This is a genomic window from Komagataeibacter xylinus NBRC 15237, assembly GCF_001571345.1.
GTDB lineage: Bacteria > Pseudomonadota > Alphaproteobacteria > Acetobacterales > Acetobacteraceae > Komagataeibacter > Komagataeibacter xylinus.
This window is the reverse complement of the sequence record NZ_BCTP01000059.1, coordinates 1-12,873: the sequence shown is the minus strand read 5'-3', so window position 1 is coordinate 12,873 and position 12,873 is coordinate 1. Positions and strand designations below refer to the sequence as shown.

Below are 12,873 nucleotides of genomic sequence, written 5' to 3'. Positions count from 1 at the left end.
GTATGAGGGCCGCTCTTGCCAAGTTGCCGCAATTTCATATTTGAGAAAAATCCCTGTTTCCTGAAGCAGAACCCTACCACACAGGCTATATTTCGATAACCTCTCTTCCGTTTGGCTTTTTCGTCCTTTGGAACACACGAATGTTTCGTTTGATGGAACAAATGGACAGGCGATAGTCGCCTCATGCCAGACATTGGGGAATCAGAAAGGGATTTCTCTGACGGGACATGAAACTGCATGGCCTTCAGGCAGTAACGCGATTCATGAAATCCTGTAAAAAGGGAAAAACACGTTCAGGCATGTCTTCAAGTAACGTATGTTTCGCGAAGGGTAGGTTAAGCAATCTGGCACCTTTAACCTGCTCAGCAAGCTCAAACGCCTGTTGCCGCGACACCAGCATATCGTCGTCACCATGCACGACGAGCAGAGGACACCGGATGTTTTTTACAGACGCGCCGGGATAGGCATCTTCGTCGCAGCCGAGCCACATATGCGTCGCCGCCTTGAATAACTTTTCGAAATCCGGTTCGGGATTTTCCGCGTTGTAGACCGATATTTGATTCCCGAACATCCCACGCCATTTTTCAAGATTGATCTTCTGATAAATCTGCCGGGCCGGATCATTTTCCAGCAACACCCAGTGCGCGCCGACCGCTATGACGAACTCTGGTTGTACGGCATGAGATGCAGCCAGACGAAGGGCGACAATGCCACCGTCACTATGTCCGATTATACCGGATTTTTGCAGCCCCATCGCGTTAAGAACCGCGGTAAAATCATCCTGAAGCTGTCGATATGTCAGGGGGACCGTCCCGATACCAGATCGACCATGCCCGCGCGTATCAATAGCAATCAGCCTATAATCTTCTGCCAAGTACTTTGCGAGCGGAATGAAATCCAGCCGGCTCCGCAAGCCGCCATGAAGCAATACAATTACTCTTCCTTTCGGGTTCCCGGCTTCAGAGACGAACAAATTTGTATCGCCAACTGATACAAACTTCCCTGTATCAAACATTCGATGGCTTTCATAAGGCTGGATTACTCTGGATCGTGCAGCGAGATTATCACCGGTAAGGCCACATCCTCAAGGTTTCACGATGCCTGGTTTGCTGCCGTCAGGGCGCTGCTGGCAACCGGTCGGAAGCTTCCGTCACGTTGTCCTCTTTCCAGAAGACCCGGAAGACTTCCGAAGGTATTCATGGCCGCATCATGTAACTGGGGCTATCGTCTTGCCGACATCGGAACTGAACATCAGCCGATAAAGACCGGGATATTGACAGGCAAACTGGATACAGGCCTGCCCCGCTGCCATGAATTGCATGCACGTTAAAGACATCGCTTCTGTCATGCTCTTCCCACGCCTGACGAAATCGATCCGGGCCACTTCCAGCAGGGGAAAGGTCGAGTTCTGGTCCGCAGCCATCATGGCCGGCGAAATCCCGCATATGATCCGTGCGTTAGCCATACAGGCACGACATGGGCCGGAACAGTCCGGTTTGGGGGATGGGGCATGACCGAGACATATGATTATGATCTGGTCGTGATCGGCAGCGGCCCGTCAGGCAGGCGGGCTGGGGTTCAGGCGGCGAAACTGGGTCGATCCGTGCTGATTATCGAAAAAAATACCCGGGTTGGCGGGGTCTGCGTGCATACCGGCACCATTCCGTCCAAAACCCTGCGGGAGACGGTCCTCAACCTGACAGGCTGGCGGGAGCAGGCTTTCTATGGCCGGGCTTATCGTGCCCGCAAGGATATAACCATAGCCGACCTGAACAGTCGCCTGCGCAAGACCCTGGATTATGAAGTCGATATGCTGGACCACCAGTTCGCCCGCAACGGCATAGCGGTTGTGCATGGCACGGCACGGTTCGTGGATCCGCACCATATTACGATCACCATGGACAACAGGGTTGCGCGGACCGTGTCGGGTGACAGGATCATTATTGCCGTCGGTACCCGCCCGCACCGTCCGGCCAATGTGCCCTTTGACGGGACGGTCGTGCTGGACAGCGATGAAATGACCAGCCTTGCGCGCCTGCCACGTTCCCTGACGGTAATTGGCGGGGGGGTGATCGGTATTGAATACGCGACAATATTCAGTGCGCTGGATGTGCAGGTGAGCGTTGTCGAGGCACGTGACAGTATTCTGGGTTTTGTGGACCGGGGCATCATTGTCGACTTCATGCATCAGTTATGCGATCGCGGAATGCGCTTCAGGCTGGGCAGCCGGCTGGATTCAATCACGGTCGCGGATGGACAACCCGTGGCCCTCCTGGCCGATGGCGGGCAGATCCGTTCTGATATCCTGCTTTATACCGGCGGACGTTCCGGGGCTACGGATCAACTCGGGCTTGATGCATGCGGTCTGCGGGCCGACAGTCGCGGCAGGTTGCAAGTAGACCCGAAGACGTTCCAGACAGGTGTCGCGCATATCTATGCCACGGGGGATGTCATCGGTTTTCCGTCCCTTGCTTCCACATCGCTGGAACAGGGGCGTATCGCAGCGTGCCATGCTTTTGGCCAGACCGTGCCGCCAGCCCCTGAATTCTTTCCTTATGGGATATATTCCGTGCCTGAAATCTCAACGGTCGGCATGACGGAAGAACAGGCAAAGGAAAAATCCATACCGTATGAATGCGGGATCGCACGCTTTCGCGAGACATCACGCGGGCATATCGCAGGCATGCATTCGGGGATGCTGAAACTGGTGATTTCCCTTGAAACCCACAGGCTGCTCGGGGTGCATATAGTCGGTGAAAGTGCCACGGAACTAATCCATATCGGTCAGGCCGTGCTTAATTTCGGGGGAACGTTCGACTACTTTATCGATGCGACCTTCAATTACCCGACATTGGCGGAAGCATATAAGATCGCGGCCCTTGATGCATGGAACCGCATTCCCCGTCGCAGGGGGGATGTGGAGTCTCCATCACCCGTAGCGACATGAAGGATCAGCTTTCCTTGCCTCCGCATTGCATGGCACCGGGCCTGCATGCAGGCTGATCTTCTGGCTGGTGAAGAAAGCTGGCAACATCGAACCTGGCGGAGTAAGGCAACTATGCTCTGTAGTCGGCATCGCTCTGGGCAGGAAAGCCTGGTTGTTCGCCGGTTCCGATCGGGGGGGCCCGCGCGCGGCCGACATGTATTCCCGCATCGTCACTGCAAAGCTCAACGACGTCGATCCCCAGGCCTGTCTCGCCGACGTTCTCGCCCGGATCAACGACCAGCCGGTCTCATGCCTGCACGAGTTCCTTCCCTGGAACTGGGAAAATACCCGCCACGCCAATCATACACAGAGGTGATGCGGCTGATCGACGCCCAGTTCCTGGAAACGCCCTATTATGGCTTACGGCAGATGACATGGCATCTGCGCCGCGTGGGACATGAAGTGGGCCGCAAGCGGGTCCGGCGGCTCATGGCGATCATGGGCCTGCGGGCGATTTACCAGAAGCCGCGTACGACCATGCCCCATCCGGAGCATCGGAAATATCCATATCTGCTGCGCGATCTGGTCATCAATCGGCCTAACCAAGACTGGTGTTCCGATATCACATATATTCCCAATCACCTGTCCAGATTGTGTGTATGCGGTGCAGAGAGTCCCAAAAATACGGGACATCTTTGTCCAAATTGGATATACACGATACATATCCATAAGGAGGGATCTCCGATGCTGACCCGTACAACACTCTTTCTATCCAATCGCTCGCAGGCGGTGCGTCTGCCGAAGATGGTCGCCTTCGGGGAACAGGTGCGTGAGGTGGTCATCGTGTCCGAAGGTCCACGGCGGATCATCGCTCCGGTCGATGTGGCGTGGGATGATTTCTTTGCGGCTCCCGGGGTGGATCTGGGGGAGCGGAACCAGCCAGCCATGCAGGAACGCGAGGCGCTCTGAATGCTGCGTTACCTGCTGGATACGAACCTCTGTATCCGGGTGTTGCGGGATCGACCGCAGGGGCTGCGTCCGAGGTTCAACAGCTGTGCGGAGGAACTCTGCATCTCGGACGTGGTGCTGTATGAGCTGCTTTATGGCGCGGAACGCTCGTCTGATCCCGTGCACACAAGGCGTGAGGTCGAGCACTTCGCGGCAAGGCTGGCGGTCCTGCCATTCGACAGTGAAGCGGCCGCCCATACAGCGGACATTCGGGCTGCTCTTGAACGGAATGGCCGTATCATAGATCCGTATGATCTCATGATTGCCGGGCATGCCCGGAGCAGGGGGCTGATTGTGGTGACCGGCAATCTGCGGGAATTTCAGCGGGTGGAAGGTCTTCGAACCGAGGACTGGTTGACTGACACGGTCTGACCGGGAAAGGCTGCGGCGAGACAGAATATTGATAAAAACGATTGTTTATCAATCGACTATGTCATGCAGTAGAGCCTCTCTACGAACCCGCTGACAAACTGCAATTTTCTTTGGTTGCAGGCCCCCTGAAACCAGATATGAATCCTTGATTTGACGCGATAAACCCGCTCGCACACGGCGGGTTTTTTGTTGTCTGAAATTCCCTGCAGGAAACACATGGGAAACAGATGAAAAGGTAATCCGGCGCAATTTTGTCGAAGGTCACATGTGTGTGAATGTGGGGCAGGGTGCCCTGATGCCTGTTTCGGGATATCGTTCCGGCCTCACCGAGTCAGGTTCAGGAGACGCAGGAGCAGTCATGGCCGCAGACGAACTCACGGGACTGATCCGATATCTCGGCCAGGAGGACTGGCAGGAGTGTTTTGGCGAAGTGCTTGGCGATCACATTGGTCCGGCGCTGGAAGCGGGCGACATCTCCTTCGAGGATCTGGCGGAGATGATCGGCCCCGACGTTGCCATGACGCTGTGGGGCTGCGCCTTCGAGGATTTTCTCGGGCAGGACTGGGATGACGGCCGGAACTTCGTCGACGTTTACCTCAAGCGTCGGAGCTGGAAGGAAGGGCCGCGTAACAGCGCCTACATGCGTGCCCTCAAGGCTTCGGTCATGAGCCTGTATGAAGTCTCGGACATCAGACCCGGCCAGAGCCTGATGGCGCGAGACCTGCTGCGGGGTAGTGATCCGGTTCTGGTGCATGAAGGCACGGCAACCCGGACACTGGAGCAGTGGGACCGGATTGCAGCACGTCTCGTGCCGTCCGATGGGAAGACCATTCTGGCAGGCGGACTGCTCGCCTATTCGCGGGGTGCCTGTGAGGATCTGGCTGCGAACCTTTACAGGGCTCTGCGGAAAAGACGGGGCAAGGCGGAGTTTCCGAAAGTCGATACGCAGACCCTGCGTGAGCTTGCGCCGATGTTCACGCTGACCTGGCTGTTCCGGACGCTGGAGGACATGGCCCGGCAGATGGAGGGGCCAGCTTTGTTCAATGGGGACGGAGAGGATCTGGTCTTCCACGAAGTGTGTTTTCCGCTGGCAAAGGGCGTGACGCAGAAGACAGTGGCGGACGTGCTTGACGGGATCATGGCCCTGCGACCGGAAAACCGGTCATTCTGGAACTGGCTGAAAGAGCCGATGAGCGATCCCGTGCGCAAGGCTGGACGGGATGAAAACGGGCGGTTCCTGCGCACGGAGATGGATGATGGCACGATCGTGCTGGGCACGCTGGACCTGAAGGGGCGGCAGTTGCGGCTGCAGGTGAACTCGAAAGAGCGCGCCGAACGTGGCCGTGCCATGCTGCAGGCCGGTCTGGGAGATCTCGTGCGCGCTCCGCTCACGCAGATCATGACGCCGGCGCAGGCAATTGAAGAGCAGGGGCTTCATGGACAGGGTGCTTCGTCAGAGCTGCAGATCCCGCCCGAAGAGGAGGCTCGGATTATCGGGCAGATGCTGGAGCGGCACTATCGGCAGGTGCTTGATGAGCCTGTCCCAGCCCTGGGGGATATGACGCCGCGCCAGGCCGTCCAGACAGCTTCAGGACGTAAAAAGGTGGCCATCTGGTTGAAGGATATCGAAAACACTACGGTCCGCGCCCAAGGGGGTGGCGGTGCCATGGCTGCCTACGATTTCGGGTGGATGTGGAACGAACTCGGAATCATCAGGCTCAGGAAATAGTCCGCTTTCGCCTCATGTCGGTCGTAAAGAGAGTCGCTCAAGGTTTTGGTAAGCGGACATCCTGTGTCGGTGATGCAAGCCAGTCCGTGAGTTGCCGGACCATGGATCGCGCGACACGGCCCGCTCCCAGGAGGGTTGCGGATGCGGGACCGCACCAGGAGCCATACCCCAGCAGCCACAGGCGTGGCTCCCTGACAGCCTGCTGCCCGTTCACGTGGATCAGCCCGTCCGGCTCGATCACGTCGAGTGGTGCAAATGCAGAGAGCGCGGGACAGAAGCCTGTACACCAGATGATCGCGTCAATGGCTTCTTCCTGTCCGTCGGGCCAGACGACGCCCGTTGCCGTCATGCGCACGAACGGGCGCACCGCTTTGAGCACTCCCCGTTCTCTGGCGGCACGCACGGGTGGCACCATGACGATATCGCCAAAGCCACCTGTGGGCATGGCACCGGCGTTGCCCAGGACACGTGCGGTCGCCCGTTCGAACAGAACCCGTCCGTCCACATCGTCGGGCAGGAATACCGGATCCTGCAGCGTCACCCACGTTGCGTTCGCGAGCAGTGACACTTCCGCCAGGATCTGCGCCCCGGAATTGCCACCACCGACCACGAGCACGCGCCGACCGGCAAAAGGTGCGGCGCTCTGATAGTGGCCGGAATGGATCTGCGTCCCGCCAAAGAATTCATGCCCCGCGACATCAGGAACGAACGGGGCCGACCATGTGCCGGTCGCACCGATGACGGCACGGCTCAGAAAATCGTCCGCGTTTGTGCGGATATTCAGGAATTTCCCACCGGCCCGTTCCACGCGCCCGACCGTTACAGGACGGCGGATCGGCGGGGTGTAGCGCGCCTCGTACCGGCGCAGGTAGTCCAGCACCTCGTCACGGGTCGGATAGCTGCCATCCGGTGTGTCTGGCATCGGCCAGCCGGGCAGCGAACTGTAGGACGCCGGCGAGAACAGATGCAGGGAGTCCCAGCCATGCACCCACGCCCCTCCCGCCTGTGCGCCGTTGTCCAGAATGACATAGGTCAGCCCGGTCCGGCGCAGGAAATAAGAGGCGGCGAGTGCTGCCTGACCACCCCCCACGATCACAACATCGAACTGTTCCGCCATTTCCCGGATCACAGCTTTTCAGGCAGGCGGTGTGATGATCTGCGCTCGCTGTAGCGATCGACAAGGTAGTCGGCCCGGTCCCGCAGCAGCCAGGTGAACTTCATCAGTTCTTCCATGACGTCCACCATGCGGTCATAGAGGGGAGACGGTTTCATTCGGTCGTCGTCACCGAACTGGGTGTAGGCCATCGGCACGCTGGACTGGTTAGGGATGGTGAACATCCGCATCCATCGGCCCAGCACCCGCAGGGCGTTGACGGAATTGAAGCTCTGTGACCCGCCGGAGACCTGCATGACAGCCAGCGTGCGGCCCTGTGTGGGTCGGATCGAACCTTCCGTGAGGGGAAGCCAGTCGATCTGGTTCTTGAACACAGCGGTGATGGTGCCATGCCGTTCAGGGCTGCACCAGACCTGGCCTTCCGACCAGATCGAGAGTTCCCGCAGTTCCTGAACCTTTGGATGCGTGACGGGTACGGAATCCGCGACCGGCAGGCCAGTCGGGTCGAATACCCGTGTCTCGGCCCCCAGTACGTTCAGGATGCGTTCGGCCTCCAGCACCAGCAGGCGGCTGAAGGACCGAGGACGCAGCGAGCCATACAGCAGCAGGATGCGTGGTGGGTGGTCAACCCGTGGTTGCGGTTCCAATCGTGCGAGATCGACCTGTTCGAGATACTCCGGGTGCAGGGCGGGCATTTCCGGTTTGGACATCGTTCCGTCAGATCCTTCGGTCTTGTCAGGGATGGCTGATCAGGGGCAGCCACAAGGCCAGTGCGGCAAGTGTGACCAGCAGGACGGGTGGCGTGATCACCAGACCCACCGTCATGTATTGCCCCCAAGTGACCCGATGGTTTTTGGATGCCAGCACATGCAGCCACAGCAGGGTGGCGAGACTGCCGATTGGCGTGAATTTCGGCCCGAGGTCACAGCCAATGACGTTGGCGTAAACCATCAGATCGCGGGTCAAAGGCGTAATGTCGTGCGCCTGCTGGATCGCCAGCGCGCCGATCAGAACGCTGGGCATGTTGTTCATAACCGACGACAGGGCTGCCGCCAGAAAGCCGGTGCCAAGCGTGGCGGTGAACGGACCCTGATGGCCAAGCCAGACCAGTGCCGCCGCCAGATGATCGGTCAGCCCGGCATTGCGCAGTCCGTAGACCACCAGATACATCCCCAGCGAGAAGATCACGATCTGCCACGGGGCGTCGCGCAGCACCCGACGGATGGGAATGACCCTTCCATATCCAGCAACTGCCAGCAGGGTAATGGCAGCCAGGCAAGCCACGATACAGACCGGAATATGAAATGGCGCGGTCAGGAAATAAGCCGCCAGCACCAGGGCCAGCAGCGGAAAAGCCGCGCGAAACACAAGGCGGTCACGAATGGCGGTGGCGGGTGCTGGCAGTTCGGCGACGGGATAGGTCTGGGGCACCTGCCGCCGATACCAGAGCCACAGCACGGCAAGTGTCGCGCCAAGGGCGGCCAGATCGACGGGGACCATGATCGCGGCATAGCGGTCAAAGGGAATGTCGAAGAAATTGGCGCTGACGATGTTCACAAGATTGGAAATTACCAGCGGCAGGCTGGTTGTATCCGCGACAAAGCCGGTCGCGATAATAAAGGCGAGCGAAGCGGCGGGGCTCAGGCGAAGCTGGGTGAGGATGGCGATGACGATCGGTGTCAGCAGCAGGGCCGCGCCATCATTGGCGAACACGGCCGCGATGGCCGCCCCCAGCAGCACAATCAGCGGGAACAGCGTCCGGCCTCGCCCTTTGCCCCAGCGCACGACATGCAGGGCGGCCCAATGGAAGAACCCGGCCCCATCTAGGAGCAGCGAGATGATGATCAACGCGATAAAAGTAAAGGTCGCGTCCCAGACGATGTGCCACACGACAGGAATATCGTGCCAGTGGATGACACCGGTCGCCAGTGCCACGGCGGCACCGGCTATCGCACTCCAGCCGATGCCCAGACCCCGTGGCTGCCAGATGACGAAGACCAGTGTTGCAATGAAAATGGCAAGGGCCAGCATCAGACGATCCGTTTCCCGGCCTCATCCACGATCTTCTCGCCGTCCTCCTTGGCGAAAGCACCCTTCTGTGGCGTGGGTAGAATGTCCAGAACCACCTCGGAGGGACGGCAGAGTTTCACGCCAAGCGGTGTGACAACGATGGGCCGGTTGATCAGGATCGGGTGTGCGATCATGGCGTCGATCAGCGTATCATCGCTCAGGGCCGGATTATCGAGGCCGAGTTCATGAAAGGGCGTGCCCTTTTCCCGCAGGACCGTGCGCACCGGAACCCCCATACGGGCGATCAGATCGACCAGTTCCGCACGGCTGGGTGGCGTTTTCAGATATTCGATGATCGCGGGCGCGATTCCCGCATTGCGGATCAGTGCCAGCACGTTGCGCGACGTGCCGCAGGCCGGATTGTGGTAGATGGTGACGGTCATGGGCAGGATTCCGGGGACGGACAGCTGGAGGACAGGTTTGCGATCAGGGGCGCGCAGAGTTCTGGGCTGCCCGCACAGCAGTCCCTGACGAGGAAAAGCATCAGGCCCCGCAGGCTCGGAAGACAGGCGCGATAGACGATCAGCCGGCTGTGGCGCTGCGAGGTCAGCAGGCCCGCGCGTGTCAGGGTGGCAAGATGGGCCGAGATCGTGTTCTGCGGGACATCAAGGTGCCGCGCGACGTCCCCGGCGGGCAGCCCGTCCGGTTCGTGGCGCACCAGCAGGCGGAAGATCTCCAGCCGCGTGGACTGGGACAGCGCGTTGAGGGCCGAAAGTGCGGATTCTGTATCCATAAATCGACGATCACGGATATATGGGATGAAGTCAAGACTACCTAGGACATGCCTCGTTCAGAGCTTGGAACGCGGCTTCACACGCCGAACAGGCGGCCGATCCCGCCCGTGACGATCATTGCCACAATACCCCAGAACGTCACACGCAGTGCTGGGCGCAGAGGCGCCGCACCGCCAGCAATCGCACCAACGACGCCCAGAACAGCGAGAACTACGACGGACGTCAGGGACACGCCCCAGGACACCCAGGCCACGGGGGCCAGAACAGCTGCCAGCACGGGCAGTAATGCTCCGGATGAAAAGGCGGTTGCTGAGGCGAATGCCGCCTGTATGGGTCTTGCCGCCGTGGCCTCGGACAAACCCAGTTCATCCCTTGCATGGGCACCGAGCGCATCATGCTTCATGAGGGCGACGGCGACCTTGCGCGAGAGGTCTTCATCCAGCCCTCTCTTCTGATAGATCCCGGCCAGTTCGGTGACTTCGCCCTCCCAGTCCGTGACCAGTTCCTGTTTCTCGCGGGCGATGTCGGCGTGTTCGGAATCGGCCTGGGAACTGACCGAGACATACTCGCCCGCCGCCATGGACAGGGCGCCCGCGACAAGCGCGGACAGTCCCGCGACGAGAATGCTGCCGCGTGTCGCATGAGAACTGGCAACGCCGACGATGAGGCTGCCGGTCGACAGCGTTCCGTCATTGGCGCCGAGAACAGCCGCACGCAGCCATCCCAGTTTCTCGACGGCATGACGTTCGGCCAAAGGATGGAGACGCGACATAAGATGACCTGCTGCTTCTGGTGAATACAAATAAAGGTTAAGATGCATCATTTGCCGCGACAACAGATATTTCATTCTTATATTGCGAGTTATTTTCAATATTATTTATGTTTTAGGAAAATCTGTTCTGTTCAGAATCCTGTCAGGTAAGCATGATACGGAAGTGGATTCAGGGTTCTTTTTTGCCGAGACGTATATGCCTTATTCAACGCCGGACATCACGGATAGCCTGCTGCGTTACGACAGGCCGACGATCATCCTTCACTGGATGACGGCCTTTCTGGTGCTGCTTCAGTTTGCTCTTGGCGAAACCTGGAACTGGCCAACAAAACCCGTCCATCATCTGATGGTGGTCGCGCATCTGACAGCCGGCATCCTGCTGACCGCAATTATGGTGTTCCGCATTGTCTGGCGTCTGACGAAAGGCCGGCATCTGTCGGACCTTCTCGTGCCTGTGGACCGGGTATTCGCCCTTGGAGCAGAGTACACGCTCTATGTGCTGCTTCTGGCGGAAATCTTGCTGGGCTATCTCTGGCGATGGGGTGCCGGGCAGACGATGAGTTTTTTCGGCCTCCTGATTCCATCCCCGTTCGCGCGGTTCCCGGCGGAAACCGTGACGTGGTTTCAGACGCTACATTACTGGAACGCCTGGTTGATTATGGGTCTTGCGACAGGCCATGGCGCGGCGGCGCTTTTTCATCAGTTTGTCCTGAAAGACAAAGTGCTTGGACGCATGCTGCCGCGGGGTTCCTCACTCAGTCAGTGATTGCGGTCGGGAACCTATCTGATTTTCATGATTGGGCAGCATCGTGATGCTGGATTGCCAACAACGTCAGATTTTTTCGGCTTCCGTTGTACAACAGACGTTCCACTGTCCCCCCAAGTCAGACGTTCCATTCCGGCTGTTCATGCGCGGAAAATTATCTTTGAGCAAGGCGGGCATGATCTGTGAAGTGGATATGTCCGCTGGGACGTCGTATCTGCACTGTGCCTCTTCATGCGTGCCTTTGTTGTTCATACACGCGCAGATTCAGATCCGTGAGATCCAGGAGAGGCGTCGGGATCTGATGGACGCGCGCCCGCCTGACCAGGTCACCAATAATCTGTTGCGCCTCCACAGGAGCGCCCTGCAGCAGATCCCGGAACATGGAGGACGTCAGGGAATAGGCTTTTACGCTGAGCAGGATGATGTCGTAGGGCCCCTCAATCCCACCGGCCATCACCATCCGGGGGGTCATGGTGACGTTGCCAACGGAACTGATCAGGCACAGGCCCCCGGCACGGAGCTGCTGCAGGCGCCTTTCGCGCACCAGAAAGGTCACGTCATGCCCGGCGCTGGCCATGCGGGCGCCAAAATACCCACCCACGGCGCCTGGGCCGACAACAAGAATTCTGGAACCCATGACGCTGTTTCCTCTCTTTGATCCGCCCTGACGTGTTGCAGTTGAAGGCGAGTTGAGGCGCTCTGGCGGCATGGGTCAAGACAGTCTCAGAATCTCGATCTTCCCGGGTGCCGGGCCTTGATGCTGGCCGCGTCGATATAGGTCTCGACGACCTGAAGGCTTTTGTGCCGCGAGAAGCGCTTCAGTTCCAGGAGATCATACCCGTCCTTTGCTCCCGTGGTGATGGCCCCGCGGCGCAGACTATGCCCGCCAAAGTCCCCTTCGAGGTGGGTGTCGCCGCATCGCTTGCGGATGATGTCCGTGACTGCCCGGTCCGACAGGGCGTGCGGTCCGATGTTGGGCGGGGCTCCGACGGGAGTGGCGCCCGCCCTGTGGCCCCGCGCGGACCAGATGCGCCGGAAGAGAGGACCTTCCGTGATCCCGGCCTGCCGGAGCCAGGTCTCGTACGCCAGAACCGGACAGTTCCGGGTCAGGCCCCGCGGAATGCCGATCAGCGCGCCCTTGCGCTGGGGATCACCCTTGGACCGGCCCAGCCGGATCTGCATGCCATCCTCGTCCACCGTGATGTCGTCCACCTTCAGTGCGGCAAGTTCGGAGCGCCGGAACGCGCCGGCAAAACCGAGCAGAAGAATGGCCCGGTCCCGCGCACCGACCAGATCATGTGGACTGATGGCTTCGACGACCCGGACCAGCCTGTCCCAGGTGAGCGCGGTTTTCTGGCGGGGCAGGGTCTCCTTTGCCTCCC

Annotated in this window: 14 protein-coding genes and 3 pseudogenes; 7 read left to right on the top strand and 10 right to left on the bottom strand. The window is 59.3% G+C overall.

The genetic code is table 11. From position 1 onward, the window contains the following. Positions 1 to 244 precede the first annotated feature (244 nt). Positions 245 to 1,015 (bottom strand): alpha/beta fold hydrolase, encoded by a 771-nt coding sequence (locus GXY01S_RS14990; protein WP_061276395.1) that lies wholly within the window; start codon positions 1,013 to 1,015, stop codon positions 245 to 247. A gap of 83 nt (positions 1,016 to 1,098) precedes the next feature. Further along, positions 1,099 to 1,465 (bottom strand): annotated as a pseudogene (locus GXY01S_RS17435) (TetR-like C-terminal domain-containing protein); the annotation flags it as partial. A gap of 45 nt (positions 1,466 to 1,510) precedes the next feature. Here GXY01S_RS17435 and sthA point away from each other — a divergent pair. From sthA to GXY01S_RS14960, 6 genes and pseudogenes are all read left to right on the top strand, one after another. Further along, a complete protein-coding gene (gene sthA / locus GXY01S_RS14980) occupies positions 1,511 to 2,947 on the top strand; it encodes a Si-specific NAD(P)(+) transhydrogenase (protein WP_061276393.1) in 1,437 nt (478 codons plus the stop codon). 124 nt (positions 2,948 to 3,071) lie between these two features. Beyond that, positions 3,072 to 3,302 (top strand): annotated as a pseudogene (locus tag GXY01S_RS14975) (transposase domain-containing protein); the annotation flags it as partial. Beyond that, positions 3,296 to 3,562, top strand: a pseudogene (locus tag GXY01S_RS17430) (IS3 family transposase); the annotation flags it as partial. The pseudogenes GXY01S_RS14975 and GXY01S_RS17430, both read left to right, overlap by 7 nt. A 108-nt stretch (positions 3,563 to 3,670) precedes the next feature. Continuing rightward, positions 3,671 to 3,895: a type II toxin-antitoxin system VapB family antitoxin gene (gene vapB / locus GXY01S_RS14970; RefSeq protein ID WP_025440224.1), complete on the top strand. Its 225-nt coding sequence runs from the start codon at positions 3,671 to 3,673 to the stop codon at positions 3,893 to 3,895. Then, positions 3,896 to 4,306, top strand: a complete 411-nt coding sequence (gene vapC, locus GXY01S_RS14965) for a type II toxin-antitoxin system tRNA(fMet)-specific endonuclease VapC (protein WP_061276389.1) — start codon at positions 3,896 to 3,898, stop codon at positions 4,304 to 4,306. It abuts the gene before it with no gap. A gap of 358 nt (positions 4,307 to 4,664) precedes the next feature. Continuing rightward, a complete protein-coding gene (locus GXY01S_RS14960) occupies positions 4,665 to 6,035 on the top strand; it encodes a hypothetical protein (protein ID WP_061276387.1) in 1,371 nt (456 codons plus the stop codon). Between the two features lie 37 nt (positions 6,036 to 6,072). Here GXY01S_RS14960 and GXY01S_RS14955 read toward each other — a convergent pair whose 3' ends face one another. The 6 genes from GXY01S_RS14955 to GXY01S_RS14930 form a co-directional block, all read right to left on the bottom strand. Continuing rightward, positions 6,073 to 7,152: an ArsO family NAD(P)H-dependent flavin-containing monooxygenase gene (locus tag GXY01S_RS14955; RefSeq protein ID WP_061276384.1), complete on the bottom strand. Its 1,080-nt coding sequence runs from the start codon at positions 7,150 to 7,152 to the stop codon at positions 6,073 to 6,075. Between the two features lie 8 nt (positions 7,153 to 7,160). Further along, positions 7,161 to 7,859, bottom strand: a complete 699-nt coding sequence (gene arsH / locus GXY01S_RS14950; RefSeq protein WP_061276383.1) for an arsenical resistance protein ArsH — start codon at positions 7,857 to 7,859, stop codon at positions 7,161 to 7,163. Positions 7,860 to 7,884: 25 nt separating this feature from the next. Further along, positions 7,885 to 9,180 carry an arsenic transporter gene (locus tag GXY01S_RS14945; protein ID WP_034927490.1) on the bottom strand — a complete coding sequence of 432 codons (1,296 nt, stop codon included), beginning with the start codon at positions 9,178 to 9,180 and terminating at the stop codon, positions 7,885 to 7,887. Then, positions 9,180 to 9,602, bottom strand: a complete 423-nt coding sequence (arsC, locus tag GXY01S_RS14940; RefSeq protein WP_034927487.1) for an arsenate reductase (glutaredoxin) — start codon at positions 9,600 to 9,602, stop codon at positions 9,180 to 9,182. The genes GXY01S_RS14945 and arsC overlap by 1 nt, the downstream gene beginning before the upstream one ends. Next, positions 9,599 to 9,952 (bottom strand): ArsR/SmtB family transcription factor, encoded by a 354-nt coding sequence (locus GXY01S_RS14935; protein ID WP_034927484.1) that lies wholly within the window; start codon positions 9,950 to 9,952, stop codon positions 9,599 to 9,601. Before GXY01S_RS14935 ends, arsC begins: the two co-directional genes overlap by 4 nt. A 77-nt stretch (positions 9,953 to 10,029) precedes the next feature. Further along, positions 10,030 to 10,725 (bottom strand): VIT1/CCC1 transporter family protein, encoded by a 696-nt coding sequence (locus GXY01S_RS14930; protein ID WP_061276381.1) that lies wholly within the window; start codon positions 10,723 to 10,725, stop codon positions 10,030 to 10,032. 196 nt (positions 10,726 to 10,921) lie between these two features. Between GXY01S_RS14930 and GXY01S_RS14925 the strand changes: the two genes are divergently transcribed. After that, on the top strand, positions 10,922 to 11,491 hold the full coding sequence (locus GXY01S_RS14925; RefSeq protein WP_061276397.1) for a cytochrome b: 570 nt from the start codon (positions 10,922 to 10,924) through the stop codon (positions 11,489 to 11,491). A gap of 229 nt (positions 11,492 to 11,720) precedes the next feature. Here GXY01S_RS14925 and GXY01S_RS14920 read toward each other — a convergent pair whose 3' ends face one another. Then, positions 11,721 to 12,128 (bottom strand): 2-dehydropantoate 2-reductase N-terminal domain-containing protein, encoded by a 408-nt coding sequence (locus tag GXY01S_RS14920; RefSeq protein ID WP_061276379.1) that lies wholly within the window; start codon positions 12,126 to 12,128, stop codon positions 11,721 to 11,723. 86 nt (positions 12,129 to 12,214) lie between these two features. Continuing rightward, positions 12,215 to 12,873: site-specific integrase (locus GXY01S_RS14915; RefSeq protein WP_156470330.1), on the bottom strand; the 659-nt coding region annotated here is incomplete at its 5' end.

Bases quoted from the DNA above. Each gene is read 5' to 3' on its own strand.
- GXY01S_RS14990 (WP_061276395.1), bottom strand. From the start codon at position 1,015: ATGTTTGATACAGGGAAGTTTGTATCAGTTGGCGATACAAATTTGTTC.
- sthA (WP_061276393.1), top strand. From the start codon at position 1,511: ATGACCGAGACATATGATTATGATCTGGTCGTGATCGGCAGCGGCCCG.
- vapB (WP_025440224.1), top strand. From the start codon at position 3,671: ATGCTGACCCGTACAACACTCTTTCTATCCAATCGCTCGCAGGCGGTG.
- vapC (WP_061276389.1), top strand. From the start codon at position 3,896: ATGCTGCGTTACCTGCTGGATACGAACCTCTGTATCCGGGTGTTGCGG.
- GXY01S_RS14960 (WP_061276387.1), top strand. From the start codon at position 4,665: ATGGCCGCAGACGAACTCACGGGACTGATCCGATATCTCGGCCAGGAG.
- GXY01S_RS14955 (WP_061276384.1), bottom strand. From the start codon at position 7,152: ATGGCGGAACAGTTCGATGTTGTGATCGTGGGGGGTGGTCAGGCAGCA.
- arsH (WP_061276383.1), bottom strand. From the start codon at position 7,859: ATGTCCAAACCGGAAATGCCCGCCCTGCACCCGGAGTATCTCGAACAG.
- GXY01S_RS14945 (WP_034927490.1), bottom strand. From the start codon at position 9,180: ATGCTGGCCCTTGCCATTTTCATTGCAACACTGGTCTTCGTCATCTGG.
- arsC (WP_034927487.1), bottom strand. From the start codon at position 9,602: ATGACCGTCACCATCTACCACAATCCGGCCTGCGGCACGTCGCGCAAC.
- GXY01S_RS14935 (WP_034927484.1), bottom strand. From the start codon at position 9,952: ATGGATACAGAATCCGCACTTTCGGCCCTCAACGCGCTGTCCCAGTCC.
- GXY01S_RS14930 (WP_061276381.1), bottom strand. From the start codon at position 10,725: ATGTCGCGTCTCCATCCTTTGGCCGAACGTCATGCCGTCGAGAAACTG.
- GXY01S_RS14925 (WP_061276397.1), top strand. From the start codon at position 10,922: ATGCCTTATTCAACGCCGGACATCACGGATAGCCTGCTGCGTTACGAC.
- GXY01S_RS14920 (WP_061276379.1), bottom strand. From the start codon at position 12,128: ATGGGTTCCAGAATTCTTGTTGTCGGCCCAGGCGCCGTGGGTGGGTAT.